Source organism: Enterobacter sp. fkY84-1 (genome assembly GCF_052974705.1).
This window is the reverse complement of sequence record NZ_CP169393.1, coordinates 1,143,544-1,160,177: the sequence shown is the minus strand read 5'-3', so window position 1 is coordinate 1,160,177 and position 16,634 is coordinate 1,143,544. Positions and strand designations below refer to the sequence as shown.

14 protein-coding genes are annotated in these 16,634 nt (G+C 60.2%); 6 read left to right on the top strand and 8 right to left on the bottom strand.

Translation table 11 applies throughout. From position 1 onward, the window contains the following. Positions 1-116: 116 nt before the first annotated feature. Complete coding sequence (locus tag ACEPLT_RS05385) at positions 117-1,007, bottom strand: oxidoreductase (RefSeq protein ID WP_032656089.1); 891 nt, start codon at positions 1,005-1,007, stop codon at positions 117-119. Positions 1,008-1,111: 104 nt separating this feature from the next. Here ACEPLT_RS05385 and ACEPLT_RS05380 point away from each other — a divergent pair, with 104 nt between their 5' ends. Then, positions 1,112-2,233 carry a YbdK family carboxylate-amine ligase gene (locus ACEPLT_RS05380; RefSeq protein WP_032674308.1) on the top strand — a complete coding sequence of 374 codons (1,122 nt, stop codon included), beginning with the start codon at positions 1,112-1,114 and terminating at the stop codon, positions 2,231-2,233. Here ACEPLT_RS05380 and ACEPLT_RS05375 read toward each other — a convergent pair. The 3 genes from ACEPLT_RS05375 to ACEPLT_RS05365 all read right to left on the bottom strand — a co-directional run bounded on the left by ACEPLT_RS05375 (position 2,163) and on the right by ACEPLT_RS05365 (position 9,206). Then, on the bottom strand, positions 2,163-5,318 hold the full coding sequence (locus ACEPLT_RS05375) for an efflux RND transporter permease subunit (protein WP_032674307.1): 3,156 nt from the start codon (positions 5,316-5,318) through the stop codon (positions 2,163-2,165). The genes ACEPLT_RS05380 and ACEPLT_RS05375 overlap by 71 nt on opposite strands. Before the next feature lie 9 nt (positions 5,319-5,327). Beyond that, a complete protein-coding gene (locus ACEPLT_RS05370) occupies positions 5,328-6,392 on the bottom strand; it encodes an efflux RND transporter periplasmic adaptor subunit (protein ID WP_032674306.1) in 1,065 nt (354 codons plus the stop codon). Positions 6,393-6,497: 105 nt separating this feature from the next. After that, positions 6,498-9,206: a cation-transporting P-type ATPase gene (locus ACEPLT_RS05365; RefSeq protein WP_032674305.1), complete on the bottom strand. Its 2,709-nt coding sequence runs from the start codon at positions 9,204-9,206 to the stop codon at positions 6,498-6,500. 487 nt (positions 9,207-9,693) lie between these two features. Between ACEPLT_RS05365 and ACEPLT_RS05360 the strand changes: the two genes are divergently transcribed. Continuing rightward, positions 9,694-9,942: a DUF1158 domain-containing protein gene (locus ACEPLT_RS05360; protein WP_008499390.1), complete on the top strand. Its 249-nt coding sequence runs from the start codon at positions 9,694-9,696 to the stop codon at positions 9,940-9,942. 54 nt (positions 9,943-9,996) lie between these two features. Here the strand turns inward: ACEPLT_RS05360 and ACEPLT_RS05355 are convergent, their stop codons facing one another. Both ACEPLT_RS05355 and ACEPLT_RS05350 read right to left on the bottom strand, forming a co-directional pair. Then, complete coding sequence (locus ACEPLT_RS05355) at positions 9,997-10,338, bottom strand: RamA family antibiotic efflux transcriptional regulator (protein WP_010428317.1); 342 nt, start codon at positions 10,336-10,338, stop codon at positions 9,997-9,999. A gap of 32 nt (positions 10,339-10,370) precedes the next feature. Continuing rightward, complete coding sequence (locus ACEPLT_RS05350; protein ID WP_021241583.1) at positions 10,371-11,474, bottom strand: MBL fold metallo-hydrolase; 1,104 nt, start codon at positions 11,472-11,474, stop codon at positions 10,371-10,373. A 190-nt stretch (positions 11,475-11,664) separates the two neighbouring features. Between ACEPLT_RS05350 and ACEPLT_RS05345 the strand changes: the two genes are divergently transcribed. The 3 genes from ACEPLT_RS05345 (at position 11,665) to nfsB (ending at position 13,387) form a co-directional block, all read left to right on the top strand. Next, positions 11,665-12,255, top strand: a complete 591-nt coding sequence (locus tag ACEPLT_RS05345; protein ID WP_008499387.1) for a TetR/AcrR family transcriptional regulator — start codon at positions 11,665-11,667, stop codon at positions 12,253-12,255. Continuing rightward, positions 12,245-12,613, top strand: coding sequence for an MmcQ/YjbR family DNA-binding protein (locus tag ACEPLT_RS05340; RefSeq protein WP_023293103.1), 369 nt, complete (start codon positions 12,245-12,247; stop codon positions 12,611-12,613). The genes ACEPLT_RS05345 and ACEPLT_RS05340 overlap by 11 nt, the downstream gene beginning before the upstream one ends. A 120-nt stretch (positions 12,614-12,733) precedes the next feature. Continuing rightward, on the top strand, positions 12,734-13,387 hold the full coding sequence (gene nfsB / locus ACEPLT_RS05335) for an oxygen-insensitive NAD(P)H nitroreductase (RefSeq protein WP_021241586.1): 654 nt from the start codon (positions 12,734-12,736) through the stop codon (positions 13,385-13,387). Positions 13,388-13,414: 27 nt separating this feature from the next. Here nfsB and ACEPLT_RS05330 read toward each other — a convergent pair whose 3' ends face one another. Both ACEPLT_RS05330 and ACEPLT_RS05325 read right to left on the bottom strand, forming a co-directional pair. Continuing rightward, entirely contained in the window at positions 13,415-14,017 is a 603-nt protein-coding gene (locus ACEPLT_RS05330) for a hypothetical protein (RefSeq protein ID WP_032663988.1), read from the bottom strand. 149 nt (positions 14,018-14,166) lie between these two features. Next, positions 14,167-15,036 carry a helix-turn-helix transcriptional regulator gene (locus tag ACEPLT_RS05325; protein ID WP_063418508.1) on the bottom strand — a complete coding sequence of 290 codons (870 nt, stop codon included), beginning with the start codon at positions 15,034-15,036 and terminating at the stop codon, positions 14,167-14,169. 107 nt (positions 15,037-15,143) lie between these two features. Here ACEPLT_RS05325 and ACEPLT_RS05320 point away from each other — a divergent pair, with 107 nt between their 5' ends. Continuing rightward, the gene (locus tag ACEPLT_RS05320) at positions 15,144-16,580 is read left to right on the top strand and encodes an MFS transporter (RefSeq protein ID WP_039265894.1); all 1,437 of its coding nucleotides are present in this window, start codon (positions 15,144-15,146) and stop codon (positions 16,578-16,580) included. Positions 16,581-16,634: the final 54 nt, after the last annotated feature.

Below are 16,634 nucleotides of genomic sequence, written 5' to 3'. Positions count from 1 at the left end.
TCCACGTCTGCTTTTGGCACAAAGCAGACATTCATATTCACATCTATCATCTTCCCCCTCTTTCGCCCCACAGCCACGCTTGCCCATTATTTTGCCGAACGGAAAAACAGTAACCGTTAACCCGGCCCCTCGCTCCCCGCCGCCAACAGCGGCACCACCACGTCGCTGATGGGCACCGCAATCCCGTGTTTGCGGCCGTAGCGCTGGATCACGCCGTTGCGGATGTCCCACTCCATCGGGCGATCCGCCTGACGGTCAGCGAGAATCGACGTGCCGAGGTCCTCAGGCGCGCGCTGAAAGTTCGCCAGAATCTCCTGCGCCACGTCATCGGCCAGCTTCGCCCCCTCGGCGCGGGCGACAGTAAGCCCCTCGCGCAGGTAGGCCAGCGAAAGTTCGCTGATATCCTCGCGCCTGAACATCCCGGCACGGCGGTTAGCGAGCACCATCAGCCCGGCGACCGCGTTTTGCAGCAGCTTGCGCCAGGCGACGGTGGGAAAATCAGCCGACAGTTCAACTTCACAGCGCGTACCGCGAAGCGCCTCGACCACCCGCTGCGCCTGCGGCACGTCCGGCAGCGTCAGGCGCGGCTTCGCCCGTAGCCAGACGGAGGCATCCGGCTCGCGCTGCGCCGGGAACCAGACCACCGACGGCAGCACCGTTGCGCCACTGACCAAAGGCTCAAGCTGCGCCTTCTGCTCTACGCCATTTTGCAGGGCGCAGACCACGGTATTTTCATCGCAAAGGGCGCGCAGCCACCCGGCGCTGTCGGCATTTTGCGTCGTTTTCACCGCGATAAACACGAGGTCAACGGGGCGCGTGATGGCCGCTGGATCGGTTAATACCGGACCGGGCACCACCGTTTCACCCTCATCGTGACGCAGGCGTAATTCCGGATGCGCGGTGCGTCCGCAGAGCAGCGGCGTGCGGCCCGCGTCATGCAACACCGCGGCAATGGTGGTGCCAATCGCACCGGGACCAATCAGCGCAATGGTTGGATAGTCAGACATGTGTCACTCCCCTTTTGCTAAGCCTGCTATCAGTTATACCACCCTGAGACGAGCGCGCCACACCCGTTGTCTATACTCAACATTCACAGACAACGGAGTGCGCCATGCCTTTACCTGATTTTAAATCCTCTGAACCGTTCACCCTTGGCATCGAGCTCGAACTGCAGGTGGTTAACCCGCCGGGGTACGATCTCAGCCAGGACTCCTCCGCGCTCATCGCCGCCGTCAAAGACGACATCAAAGGCGGTGAAGTCAAACACGACATCACCGAAAGCATGCTCGAAATCGCCACCGGCGTGTGTCAGACCATCGACCAGGCGGCGGCGCAGTTCTCGGTGATGCAGCAGAGCATCCTGCGCGCGGCGGCGGAGCAGCACATTCAGATCTGCGGCGGCGGAACGCACCCGTTCCAGAAGTGGCAGCGCCAGGAGGTGTGCGACGACGAGCGCTATAACGTCACGCTGGAGCGCTTTGGCTACCTGATTTTGCAGGCGACGGTGTTCGGTCAGCACGTTCACGTCGGCTGCCGGACCGGGGATGACGCCATTTACCTCCTGCACGGCCTGTCGCGCTTTGTACCGCACTTTATTGCCCTGGCGGCCGCCTCGCCGTACATGCAGGGCACGGACACGAAGTTCTCCACGTCGCGGCTCAACATCTTCTCCGGGTTCCCGGATAACGGACAGATGCCGTGGGTCAACAGCTGGCAGGAGTTCGAAGGGCTGTTCCGCCGCCTGAGCGCCACCAGCATGATCGACAGCATCAAAGATCTGCACTGGGATATTCGCCCCAGCCCGCATTTTGGCACCGTGGAGGTGCGGGTGATGGATACGCCGCTGACGCTCGGCCACGCGATTAACATCGCCGGGCTGATTCAGGCCACGTCGCACTGGCTGCTGACCACGCGGCCGTATAAGCATCAGGAACGGGATTTTCTGCTCTACCGTTTTAACCGTTTTCAGGCGTGTCGCTACGGGCTGGAGGGGATCCTGACGGACGTGCACACCGGCGAGCACAAAACCGTGGCGGAAGATATCGCCTGGCTGCTGGAGCAGGTGGCGCCGTCGGCCGAGAAGCTCGGCGCGACAAGCGCAATCAATGAAATTGCCCTGCTGTTAAAGCAGGGCAAGAGCGAGGCGCAGCGCATGCGGGACTTTATCGCCGACGGCGGCTCGCTGATTTCTCTGGTGCAGAAGCACTGCGAGCTGTGGGCGACGAGTCCGTAAGGCCGTGGCCCCACTCCCGCAGGCGCTGGAACAGCACGAACAGGGCCGGGATGAACAGAATCCCCACCACGGTCGCCACCAGCATGCCGCTGAAGACCGTGGTGCCGATGATGCGGCGGCTCTGGGCGCCCGCCCCGGTCGCCAGCATCATCGGCAATACGCCGATAATGAACGACACGGCGGTCATCATCACCGCCCGGAAGCGGCGCGAGGCCCCTTCCCGCGCGGCATCGACAATCGCCATTCCGTCCATGCGCCGCGCGCGGGCGAACTCGACGATAAGAATCGCGTTCTTGGCCGCTAACGCGATCAGCAATACCAGACCAATCTGCACGTACACGTCGTTGGCGTAGCCCGCCAGCCACAACCAGACCAGCGCCCCACCGAGGGCGAACAGCACCGAGAGCATCACGCTTGCCGGGAGCGTCCAGCTCTCGTACTGGGCGACGAGGAACAGCCACGCCATCACCACCGCCGCCAGCACGATCCAGATCGCCTGATTGCCGGTCTGCTGTTCCTGGTACGACATGCCGCTCCAGGCGTAGTCGTAGCCGGCTGGCAGGCTCTGCGCCAGAATCTCGCCCATCGCCGCCATGGCGGTGCTGCTGCTCACCCCAGCGGCTGCCGAGCCGCTCACCGACACGGACGGGAACTGGTTGTACTGCTGCAGGAACGGCGCGCCGACGGTCGGCGTGATGGTGACGAGGTTGCTCAGGCGCACCCGCTCGCCGCTGTTGCTGCGCACGAACAGCTCGCCGATCTGCTCGGCGCGCTCGCGCCACTGCATCTCGTTCTGCATTACCACGTGGTAGACGCGGTTGTTGATGCTGAAATCCCCGGCGCGGGTGCCGCCAAAGGCGGTTTGCAGGCTGCTGAAGATGCGTGACACCGGCACGTCGAGGCGGGCCGCGCGCTCGCGGTCAACGGTGAGCGTCATCTGCGGCACGTTGCTGCTCCAGGTGGTGAACACGCGGCTCAGCTGCGGGTGCTGGTTGGCTTTCGCCAGCACCTCACGCGTCACGCGCTCCAGCTCCGCCGGGCTCTGCCCCGCCTGAGACTGGATACGCAGGTCAAAGCCCGAGGCGTTGCCCAGCCCCGGCAGCGTCGGCGGCGCGAAGGTCATGATGGTCGCCTCCGGCAGGGCCAGCAGCTGGCGCTGAAGGGTACCCATCACCTCATCCAGCGGCGGACGCTCGCTCCAGTCTTTGAGCATGATGGAGATAAACCCGCCGTTGGAGGCGCTGGTGCCGTTGAGAATGTTAAACCCGGAGACCTGAATCACGTCTTCCACCGCCGGATTTTGGGCGATTAATTCGCGCGCGGTGGTCATCACCGCTTCGGTGCGCTCCAGCGAAGCCGCTTCCGGCAGCTGAACGCTGGCGAAGAAGTAGCCCTGGTCCTCCTGCGGCAGGAAGCCTTTTGGCATCGACGTAAAGCTGAACAGCACGACGGCCGCCGCGCCTGCGGTGGCCAGCAGCGCCAGCCACGGACGCAGGTTTAAGACCTGCACGATACGGGTGTAGAAACCGCGCGTGGCGTCCAGCCCGCGGTTGAAGACGCGATAAACGGCCGCCGGTTTCCCCGGGCGCGGACGCAGCAGCATCGCGCACAGCGCGGGCGTCAGGGTCAGCGCCACCAGGCTTGAGAGCGTCACGGCCGTCGAGAGGGTCACCGCGAACTGGCGGTACAGCTCGCCCACGATCCCTGGCAGGAGCGCCACCGGTACAAACACCGCCAGCAGCACCAGCGTAGTGGCAATCACCGGCCCGGCAATCTGGCGCAGCGCCAGCGCGGTCGCCGCCGTGCGGCTCTGCCCTTCCGCCATCAGGGTTTCGACGCTCTCCACCACCACGATGGCGTCATCCACCACCATGGTCAGCGCCAGAATGATGGCGAACAGGCTCAGCGTATTGGCGGAGTAGCCGAGCGTATAGAGCACCGCGAAGGTGCCCACCAGCGACACCGGAATGGCAAGGGCGACAATCAGCGTCGCGCGCCAGCTTTGCAGGAACAGGGACACCACGACCACCACCGCCAGCATCGTCAGCGCCAGCGAGACGCCAATCTCTTTGATGGTGGCGGCCACAAACGAGGTGGTGTCGAATTTGACTTCATAGACCAGATCGTCCGGGAAGCGCGTGGATAACCGTTCCAGCTCCGCGCGCACCGCGTCGGCCACGCGCAGGGCGTTGGCGGACGGCGTCGGGTAGATACCCAAATAGGCGGAGTCGTGCCCGTTCAGCTGCGCGCCGGAGCTGTAGCTGCGCGAGCCGAGCTCGATGGTGGCGACGTCCTTCAGGCGCACCAGCTGGCCCATTTCCCCCGCGCGGATGATGATATCGGCAAACTCGTCGGCCTGGCTTAAGCGCCCCAGCCCGTTGATGGTCAGGGTCTGCTGCTGGCCGTTAAACACCGGCGGCGTGCCCACCTGACCCGCCGCGCCCTGTACGTTCTGCTCACGCAACGCCTGCGCCACGTCATCAGTGGTGACGTTCAGGGCGTTCATGCGGTCCGGGCGCAGCCAGATGCGCATGCTGTAGTCGCGCGCGCCGAACATCTGCACCTGCCCCACGCCGGGCAGACGCGACAGCGCCTCGCGCACCTGGGTGCTGGCGTAGTTGCTGACGAACAGCGGCGTGTGGGTGTTATTCGGTGAGTAAAGACTTACCCCCATCATCAGGTTGGTGGCCCGCTTGCGCACCTGCACGCCGTTTTGCTGCGCCTCGGTCGGCAGCTGCGCCACGGCCTGCGCCACGCGGTTTTGCACGTCGATGGCCGCGAGATCCGGATCGGTGCCCGCCGCAAAGGTGATGTTCAGGCTGTACGAGCCTTCGTCCGAACTGGTGGACTCCATGTAAAGCATATGGTCCACGCCGTTCAGCTGCGTCTCCAGCGGCGTGGCGATGGCCTCCGCCACGTCAGCGGAGCTGGCACCGGGCCAGCTGGCAGAGACGTTCACCACCGGCGGCGTGATCTGCGGGTACTGCTCCACCGGGATAATCCTCAGCGCAATGGCCCCCAGCAGGGTGATGACCAGCGCAATCACCATCGCGAAGCGCGGGCGTTTGATGAAAAACGTCAGCATGATGGCTCCTTAATTGAGTATCTGGACTGCAGCGCCTGGCTGCACGCGCTGCGCGCCGTCAGTAATCGCTCGCTCACCGGGCTTCACGCCAGAGGCAATCTGAAACTGCTGGCCGATCTGCCCGGCCACGTTCAGCGGGCGCATTTCGGCGTTGCCGTCGGCATTAACCACCCAGGCAAAGAAGCCGTCGCCGTTCTGCTGGACTGCGGCGGCGGGGAGGGTCAGCACCGGCTGCTCGCTTGCCGGGCGCAAATAGACATTCACGTTGCCGCCGGGCAGCAGCTGATGGCGCGGATTGGCAAACTCGGCGCGCAGCATCACGCTGGCGGTACGCGGGTCAACGCGGTTATCCACCGACGTCAGCTCGCCGCTGACGCGCTGGCCGTTGCTGTCGATCAGCGCCTGCCAGGCACGCTTCATGGCGTTGATATCCGCATGCTGTCCGGCTTTGGCGGCAAACGCCCCCTCTTCCAGCGCAAAGGCGATGCGGATCGGGTCAAGCTGCACCACCTCCACCAAAACCCCGCTCGCCGGGTTGACCAGGCTACCCACGTGGAAGCTGCTGTGCCCCACGCGGCCGTCAATCGGCGAGGTGATGCGGGTGTAGCCCAGGGTGACGCGGCGGGCGTCGAGCCGGGCCTTCGCCTGCTCGAGAGCGGCGCTGGCGACGTCGCGCTGCATGCGGGCGTTGTCCACGTCGTGACGGCTGATGGCGTTGCTGCTGCCGAGGCTTTCAAAGCGGGAGAGCTGCTGCTGCGCCTGGCGCAGCGTGGCTTCAGCGCTTTTCACTTCGGCCTGCGCCAGGCGCAGGGCGGCGCGCGGCTCGGCGTCGTCCAGCTCAAACAGCACGTCGCCTTTTTTCACGTACTGCCCGTCGCGGAAGTGGATTTTGGCGATCGTGCCCTCCGTGCGTGCGCGTAGCTCAACGGTGTGAATGGCTTCGATGCGGCCCGGGATTTGGCGCTCGGCGGCGTGGGCGGTTTGCTCCACGGTGGCGATGCGAACGGGAATGGCGGCAGCGAATGCGGGTTGCAGAGTGCAGGCGAGAAGCGCGAACAGGAGTGGGAGTTTCATGGGAGTACCTCAGGGTTGTTGCACTCACCCCGGCCCTCTCCCACAGGGAGAGGGAGGTCAGAGTCCCCTCTCCCCGTGGGAGAGGGTTAGGGTGAGGGCAAAAGGTTATGCAGCCTTACGGAACCTGCGGGTCAGCCGCTTCTCGATTTCGACGACGAAGAACATCACGCCTGCAACGGCCAGGGTCACAAACCAGTAACGCAGCGGCAGGGCTTCGGTACCGAACAGCATCTGCATAAACGGCAGGTAGATAATCGCCGCCTGGAGCAGGAACAGCACGCCCGTCACCAGCCAGATCCCTTTGTTCGCCAGCAGGCCACGGTTGAGGGAGAACCCTTCGGTGTTGCGGCAGTTAATCATGTATACCCACTGGGCGCAGACCAGCATCTGCAGCAGCACGGTGCGGATGAACTCCGCGCTGTGGCCGCGCGGGGCCAGCCAGGCTTCCAGCGCAAAGGCGGCGATGGCAATCATGGTGCCGACGAAGGCCACGCGCCAGACGGCGTAGGCGTCCATCACGTGCTGGCCGGTCTGACGCGGCGGACGGCGCATGATGTTGCGCTCGGCGGCTTCAAAGGCCAGGCCGAAGGAGAGCGTGGCGGAGGTCGCCATGTTCATCCACAGGATCAGCACCGGCGTCAGCGGAATGATGTTCCCCGCCAGCAGCGCAATCACAATCAGCAGCCCCTGCGCCAGGTTGGTCGGCATGATGAACAGGATGGTCTTCTTCAGGTTGTCGTAAACGCGACGCCCCTCTTTCACCGCGCTGGCGATGGTGGCGAAGTTATCGTCCGTCAGGACCATGTCCGCCGCCTCTTTGGTCACTTCCGTGCCCTTAATGCCCATCGCAATGCCCACGTCCGCCTGACGCAGCGCCGGGGCGTCGTTCACGCCGTCGCCGGTCATGCCGACAATTTCACCTTTGTCCTGCAGCGCTTTCACCAGGCGCAGCTTATGCTCCGGGCTGGTACGGGCGAAGATGTCATACTTCACCGCCGCGTCCGCCAGGGCGGCATCGTCCATCTTCTCCAGCTCATAGCCGGTGACCGCCTGCTCGCTGTTGCTGATCCCCAGCATCTGCCCGATGCTCATTGCCGTCTGCGGGTGATCGCCGGTGATCATCTTCACGCGGATCCCCGCCTGCTGGCAGGCGTTAATCGCGTCAATCGCTTCCGGGCGCGGCGGATCCATCATCCCGGCGATGCCGAGGAAGATCAGGCCGTGGCTCAGGTCATCGTGCGTCAGTTCCTGCTCGCCGTTCGCCGGCTTGAACGCCGCGGCGACCATGCGCAGTCCCTGACGCGCATAGCGCTCCATCTCACTTTCCCAGTACGCGCGGTTGAAGGCTTCCGCACCGTGACGGGTCAGCTGCTCGGCGCACAAGGCGAAAATGACGTCCGGCGCCCCGGTAATCAGGATCTGCTCCTCACCGCCAATCTGGTAGTGGGTGCTCATGTACTTGTACTGCGAGTCGAACGGGATTTTGTTAACCAGCGTGGTCGTGACCGGCTCAAGGTTGGCCTTCGCCGCCAGCACCTTCAGCGCGCCCTCGGTTGGGCCGCCGGTAATGCCCCACAGCCCGCGCTCGTCCTGAATCAGCTGACTATCGTTGCACAGGTCGATGGTGCGCAGGTACTGCTCCAGCACGGTGCCCGGCTGGATGTGGACCGGCTCGTCGCTGCCTTCCAGATAGAGGTTGCCCACCGGCTCGTAGCTGTTGCCGTCCACGCGGTAGCAGGCGTCGGCGGTGATGATGGCTTTGACCGTCATCTCGTTCATGGTCAGGGTGCCGGTTTTATCCGAGCAGACCACGGTCATCGCGCCAAGCGTTTCCACCGTCGGCAGCTTGCGGATGATGGCCCGCTTGCGCGCCATTGCCTGCACGCCCAGGGAGAGGATGATGGAGATAATCGCCGGCAGACCTTCCGGTACGGAGGCGACCGCCAGGCTGATCAGGGAGAGCAGCAGCTCGCCCATCGGGATCTCGCGGAACGCCAGGCTGAAAACAAACAGCGCGGCCATCATCGCCAGAATAATCGCGAAGATCGCCTTACCCAGCTTGTCCATTTGCACCAGCAGCGGCGTACGGTGCTTCTCGATCCCCGCCATCATCTGGTTGATGTGGCCGAGTTCCGTATCCTGACCGGTGGCGGTGACCACACCGACGCCGCCGCCCGCGCTGACGGTCGTTCCGGAGAAGACCATGTTGGTGCGATCGCCCAGCGGTAATTCGCCGCTCAGCGGATTAACGTGTTTATCCACCACGGTGGATTCACCGGTCAGAATCGCCTCTTCCACGCGTAAATTATGCGCTTCAATTAAACGCATATCCGCCGGAATACGATCTCCCGCGCGTAATACAATAATATCGCCCGGGACTATTTCAGTTGTGGGAATTGTTTCATGGTTGCCGTTACGAATAACGCGCGCCTCGCTGGCGAGCATATTACGAATACTCTTCAGGGATTTTTCCGCGTTGCTTTCCTGAATATGACCAATTAATGCATTGATTACCGCCACGCCCAAAATAACCAGCGTATCGACCCAGTGGCCCATTACTGCCGTTAATACGGCGGCGGCCAGCAGGACATAAATCAGGACATCATTAAAATGGGCCAGGAAACGCAGCCAGGCGGGTTTCCCTTTTTTCTCCGGCAGCGCGTTCGGCCCTGTTTTTTGCAGACGCGCCTGCGCCTCTGCACGGTCCAGACCGCAGGCCTGGCTCTGCGCGTGTGCAAGCACCTGCTCTACGGTCTGCTGGTATGCCAGCCCGCCGGAAGGCGGCACGTTCGGAATCACTTTTTTTTCAGTCATCGTATTTTTCCTTCAATTTCCGGTGAACAGAAGCCTGAATTCCTTTCGGGCTTAAATAAATCATTTTAAAGTCTTGCGGGTAAAATTGATCTACCGCAATATAATGACTTCTCGGTTATTCAAAACTGATTAAAACTATTTCGACGATCTGATTTTTACAAAATATTTCTAAACCAAAACTAAACGAGGGGGAACCATGTGGGGTATTTATCGCGGGCGCAGGCTGGTGTTATACGTTATCGCGGCCATTGTTATTGCCACGTTAATTGGTTATAGCACCTATACATTTGTAAAATTATTTTCCTGATGCGGACGTTTATTTACACTACGCGATAATTATTTAATCGCGTCTGGGATATTTATCTATTTCTGTTAATTATTCACAGAATAGCGCATTCGTTTTATCCGTAAACGTGCGCCGGGTTTATATTGCTTTACGTTCCGGGATGCCGGACAATGACATTTTTAACTGACGATTAACATTACGATGAAACACCCGCTAGAGTCGCTGCTCACCGCAGGCGGCATTTTATTGCTGGCACTGCTTTCATGCCTGCTGCTCCCTGCGCCTTCGCTTGGGCTGGTACTGGCGCAGAAGCTGGTTCAGACCTTTCACATGGTCGATCTTAACCAGCTCTATACCATTCTGTTCTGCGTGTGGTTTTTACTGCTCGGGGCGATTGAATTCTTTGTGCTGCGTTTCATCTGGCGACGCTGGTTTTCACTGGCGTCGTGAGCCCATAAAAAGGCCGGGTGGCAACTACGCCTTACCCGGCCTACACGCGACAGGTTAATGTGTCTGGCTATGGTTCTCTTTACGGTACGCGCCAGGCGGCTGGTTGAACGTGCGGGTAAAGATGCGGGTAAACGTCTGCTGCGAGTCAAACCCGTAACGCAGGCAGATGTCGTAGACCCGGGCGTCGGATTCACGCAGATCGCGCGCCGCCAGCAGCAGCTTGCGTTCACGGATATAGCGCCCCAGACTCTCCCCTTTGTACTGCATAAACAGCCGCTGCAGGTGCCACTTCGAGTAACCCGCGTGGCGGGCAATCTCTTCTATTCGTAATGGCTGGTGCAGATTGTCGTCGATCCATTCGACGATAGTGTCGATGACTTGAGCGGAAATGGTCATACTGCTGTCCCCCTCTGCTTCTCGCTTAAACATTATTCCCACCACGCACGAAAGGTTTGCGCGGTGTCGCTTACCCGGACGGGCTCGCCCAGTTCCGGCGTCAGCAACCGATAATTTTTATCCTGGCTGGCTTTTGCCAGCTGGATCAGCGGATCGTTCCAGGCGTGTTTCGCCAGCACGAAGCGTCCGTTATGCCCGGGCACCACGGCTTTCGCGTTCAGATCCGCCGAGGCCTGCGCCGTTTCCTCCGGCAGCATGTGGATGTACTTCCAGTCCTGGTCGTACTGGCCGTTTTCCATGATGGCGACGTCCACTTCGCCAAACTGTTCACCGATGGCCCTGAAGTGCGGGCCGTAACCGGAATCCCCGCTGTAGTAAACCTTCTGCTCTGGCGTGACGAACATGAAGCTGCCCCACAAGGTGCGATCGCGTTTGATGCCGCGGCCGGAGAAGTGACGCGCCGGCAGAACGTGCACCGTCAACGCATCGCTGATGCGCACCGACTGGTTCCAGTCGCGTTCGTCAATAATCTCGGGCTTCATCCCCCAGTAACGCAGGTGGGAGCCGACGCCCAGTGGCGTCACCACCCGCTTCACCTTCGGCAGTAACGCCCTGATGGTGGCGTAATCCAGATGATCGTAGTGATCGTGCGAGATAATCAGCAGGTCGATCGCCGGCATAATTTCTGCCCGCCACGGATACTCGCCGGCAAAAGCCTTATTGAGGAACGAGAACGGCGCGGCATAGTTGCCAAGAACCGGGTCAATGAGGATCCGTTTACCCGCGAGCTGCAGATACCACGAGGAGTGACCGAGCCACACCAGGGTGTCCTGCTCCAGCGGCAGGCTCGCAAGATCGGTTTTCACCAGCGGCAGCGGCTGGGCCGGGCGGGCGTTTTCGGTTTTTTTGGTCAGAAACTCCCACATCGCGACCAGCATATTTTTGTCACCGTTATAACCCGGCGTCGGCAGCGTATTGTGGAATTTCCCCTCGCGATACTGTGGAGAGGCCTCCACTTCAGTAAGCCGTTCACCCTGCGGCGGCTGGCCGAATCCGGCATTCAGAACAAACGGTAAACTCGCGGCTGAAGCAATAATCATGATTAACACCACGCAGATGAAGAGAGGTTTTTTCATATCCTGACCCGAAAACGCGCCCCATCCGATAGCGTGCGCAGGGTAAACTTGATTATGAGTGAGTAAGCACTCATTATAGATATGATGATAAAGTCGTCAAGACGTTTTCGATCTTTGACATTCCGCGTTGCAGCGTGTCAAAGCACGTGTTTCAATCAGGGTTTTTATAATTGACAGGAGGAAAAATTTAGTGGCACGTCCGAAGAGTGAAGATAAAAAACAGGCCTTACTGGACGCCGCAACCACGGCGTTTGCACAGTCAGGTATTGCCGCCTCAACGGCGCTCATTGCCCGTAAGGCGGGCGTCGCCGAAGGCACCCTGTTCCGCTACTTTGCTACGAAAGACGATCTGCTGAATGCCCTCTATCTGCACCTGAAGCAGGATCTCTGCCAGACCATGCTGGCGAACCTCGATCGCACCATCACGCTGCCCAAAGAACATACCCGCAATATCTGGAACAGCTATGTGGACTGGGGTATTCGTAACCCCGTTGCCCATGCGGCGATCCGCCAGATTGGCGTCAGTGAAAAGCTGAGCGCCGAAACGGAACAGGCGGTGAAAGAGATGTTCCCGGAGCTGCATGAGCTCTGCCGCCGCTCGGTGCGTCAGGTGTTTATGTCTGATGAATTTAAAACGTTTGGCGATGCGCTTTTCTTATCGCTGGCCGAAAGCACGATGGAATTTGCCACCCGCGATCCGTCCCGCGCCGTTGAGTTTAAAGCGCTCGGCTTTGAGGTAATGTGGCGCGGGCTTGCCCAGGAAGAGAGCGATGGACAGTAAAACGTTGCAGGAACACGCAAAACGCGTGGCGCTGGAACTGCCGTTCACCGAACACTGCTGGCCGTTTGGGCCGGAGTTTGACGTGTTTAAAGTGGGCGGGAAAATTTTCATGATTGTGGCCGTCGCCCACGGGCGGCCGCACGTTAGCCTGAAGTCAGACCCGGAAAAATCGCTGTTAAATCAGCAGATTTATCGCGGCGTTGAACCGGGCTATCACCTCAACAAAAAGCACTGGATTTCCCTTTACGGTACGGACGACGTGACGCCGGAACTGGTTACCGATCTCATCAATGATTCCTGGCATCTGGTGGTGGATAAACTGCCGAAAAAAGACCAGAAGTGGATCCGGCCGGTCTGATTGTTCGTCTGAGACGAACAGATTAAGCGCTCGAATTGCCCTTATCTTTTTCCGCGTCCCGCTGTAATCTGCTCACCTTTCGCGCCCGCACGCGGGCGAATTTCATCATCAGGAGTTGTTATGGATATCATTTCTGTTGCGCTGAAACGCCACTCCACCAAGGCGTTCGACGCAAGCAAAAAACTGACCGCTGAAGAAGCGGAAAAAATCAAAACCCTGCTGCAGTACAGCCCGTCCAGCACCAACTCCCAGCCGTGGCACTTTATTGTCGCCAGCACCGAGGAAGGAAAAGCGCGCGTGGCGAAGTCCGCGGCGGGCACCTATGTGTTCAACGAACGCAAAATGCTGGATGCCTCTCACGTGGTGGTGTTCTGCGCGAAAACCGCGATGGACGACGCCTGGCTGGAGCGCGTTGTCGATCAGGAAGAAGCCGATGGTCGCTTTAATACCCCAGAAGCGAAAGCGGCAAACCATAAGGGCCGTACCTACTTTGCCGACATGCACCGCGTGGATCTGAAAGATGACGACCAGTGGATGGCGAAGCAGGTTTACCTGAACGTCGGTAACTTCCTGCTGGGCGTGGCTGCGCTGGGCCTGGACGCGGTACCGATTGAAGGTTTCGACGCCGCGATCCTCGACGAAGAGTTTGGCCTGAAAGAGAAAGGCTTCACCAGCCTGGTGGTGGTGCCGGTTGGGCATCACAGCGTGGAAGATTTCAACGCCACGCTGCCGAAATCTCGCCTGCCGCTGAGCACGATTGTGACCGAGTGCTAAACAAAACGGGCCGCTCTGTGCGGCCCGTTACGCTTTACTGATGACTAACCTGCGATGTGGGTGCACATCACGATCGTGTCCCCAGGCAAACGCAATCCAGCGCTCTTCCAGCTCGGCATATGAGCTCACCGGCGTTAAGTGCCACTCTTCTCCTACCGTACCGTCAGCCACGCTTATCCGATAATTCATGCTGAACGCCCAGTCTATCATGCGTAACCAAAACCGCTGTCCGTCGCCGGTTTGTTCGCTGTCAGACACAACAATGTCGTATTCGCTTAGCACCCATTGAAAGAAGGATTGTGGTAAACCACTTATAACCCGCTGATGGACAGCGCGTGGCGTACGCCACACCATGACCTGTGTCGCAGCACCGTGGGGGAACGTAATTTCTTTATGAAACGTCAGCTTGACCGCATACGCCGTATAGGGTTTTCCGTCCTCGGTGGTCACGAGACGGTATTCATCGCCGTAGCGCGATTTTAACAAGCGATATCCCACAGGCAGCATAAATCCGGGCAGATGAAAATCCACCGTACCCCGCGCAAGAAACGCTTCGGTATGTTCGACGTTTCGGGAGATAAGGCCTAATTTTTGGCTGAAATCTGCGAAATCAATCATCAGTGGCGACATGGTGGTTTCTCATGACGTGAGTATAGACGACTTAACACCCCGTCGAAATGATGTCGATTCAGTGATGGGTTTAAGTTAATCCCCACATTACGCCAGTCTTCTCCACTTAACAGAGACGGCTCTTATTCCCTGAAAGCCCCTCGCAAAAATTATTTCCCCTGCGCCGCCAGCCACGCCATCGCCCGCTCTCCCGCCTCATCCACCGGCAGATACACCAGCAGCCGCGATCCGTTTCGCGGCGCGGAATACCAGTACATCTGCTGCAGCGTAAAATCCCCCAGCTCGGGGTGGGTAAACAGCTTGAGCTGGTTCTCCACGCCGCGCACGTCGTTGCGCTGGTGCCACAGGGTTTTAAACTCTTCGGACACTGCAAAGAAGCGCGCCAGCTTGGCCTCCCACAGCGGATCGCCCCGGTGTTCGGCCATCGCCGCGCGGAAATAGGAGACAAAGATGGGCAGCACGTCGTCGCGTCTGCCGAGGCGCGCGCGCCACGCCGGATGCGTGAGGAACAGATAAATACAGTTGCGATCTTCGGGAGGGATGTCATTGAAATCGACGCCCATCAGATGCCCGAAGCTGTCGTTCCACGCCACGATATCGAAGTTCGGTTTCTGAATGCTGGCGGGTTTCGGCATCAGCGTATCCAGCAGGCGGCGCGTGCCTTCGCTAATGCCCTCGCAGCAGGCCGCCTGCGGCGCTTCACCCGGCGGTAAACCTGCTAACACAAACAGATGTCGGGCCTCGGTCGGGGTACATTGCAGCGCTTTTGCCACGGCCGCCATCACCGCGCTGGACGGATTGACGTCCCTGCCCTGCTCAAGCCAGGTGTACCAGGTGACGCCCACATCAGCGAGCATCGCCACCTCTTCCCGGCGCAGGCCCGGCGTGCGGCGGCGACCGCTGCGCGGCAAACCTAAGCGCTGCGGATCGAGACTTTCCCGCCGGGCGCGTAAAAATGCCCCGAGCTGTTTTCGGGTGTCATCCTGACGTGAAACGACCGGTTCAGACATCAGCGCCATAAATCCCCCTGCATGGTAGTGCCAGTACCAGTATAAGTAAGAACTGGTACCCGTTTATCTGATGGTAGATGCTACGACCATCTGTTGAATGACGCAATGGAATTACCATGAATACGTCAGTTGTTTCACCGGGTCGCGCTGGCCTGATACTGCTGTTGACCGGCCAGATGCTGCCCATGATTGATACCTCAATCACTAACGTGGCGCTGGATGCCATCACCCATTCACTGCATGCGACCGCTACCGAACTGGAGCTGATCGTCGCCCTCTACGGCGTGGCCTTTGCCGTCTGTCTCGCGCTCGGCAGCAAGCTGGGGGATAACTTTGGCCGTCGTCGTCTGTTCATGTGGGGTGTCGCGAGCTTTGGCCTGGCCTCGCTGCTGTGCGGAATGGCGGGGAACATTGAACAGCTGCTCGCCGCGCGCATCGTTCAGGGCGCGGGGGCCGCACTGATCGTGCCGCAAATTCTTGCCACGCTGCACGTCACGCTGAAAGGCACCGCCCACGCCAAAGCCATCAGCCTGTTCGGCGGCATCGGCGGGATTGCGTTTATCGTGGGGCAGATGGGCGGCGGCTGGCTGGTATCGGCGGATATCGCCGGGCTGGGCTGGCGTAACGCCTTCTTTATCAACGTGCCGATTTGTCTGGTGGTGCTGGCGCTGAGCCGCCGCTTCGTACCGGAAACCCGTCGCGAGACGCCGTCACGCATCGACTGGCCGGGTACCGCGCTGCTGGCGGTCATGCTTTGCTGCCTGCTGTTCCCGATGGCGCTCGGCCCCCAGTGGCACTGGTCCTGGCCGCTGAAGGCGATGCTGCTCGCCCTTGTCCCGCTGGCCTGGCTGATGGCGCTGAACGCGCGCAAAAAAGAGCGTGAGAATGCCCACCCGCTGATCCCGCCGCGCCTGCTTGCGCTTCGCAGCGTGCGCTTTGGCGTCCTGATTGCGATGCTCTTTTTCAGCGCCTGGTCCGGGTTTATGTTCTGTATGGCCCTGACCATGCAAACCGGTCTGGGGATGGCGCCGTGGCAGTCCGGGAACAGTTTTATCGCCCTGGGCGTGACCTACTTTGTTTCGGCGTGGTTCGCGCCGCGGCTGATTGCCCGCTACAGCACCAGCACTATTCTGCTGACGGGTCTGGCGATCCAGATTACCGGCCTGCTGGCGCTGATCGCCACGTTCCGCGTTTGGGGCATGGAGAATACCACCCTGACGCTGGCACCCGCGACCGGACTGGTGGGCTACGGGCAGGCGCTGATCGTGAACAGCTTCTATCGCATCGGGATGCGCGACATTCAGCCTGACGACGCGGGAGCCGCGAGCGCTATTTTAAGCACCCTGCAGCAGGCCGCACTGGGCCTTGGCCCGGCCATTTTTGGCGCCATTTTGCTGCACGCGCTTCAAAACCATCACGGGGATTACACCCAGGCGGTGAACGTCTTCCTGATGGTAGAAACAGCTATGATGGTGGTACTTGCTCTGGCGACGCTGCGTATCCGCCATAGCCTGTGCCTGCCGGTGGCGAAGATCTGTCAGGCCGCCAAATAAGTTCGTGAATTTGCATAATAGATCCGCAGCCGCCATTATGGGGCTGCAAAAATA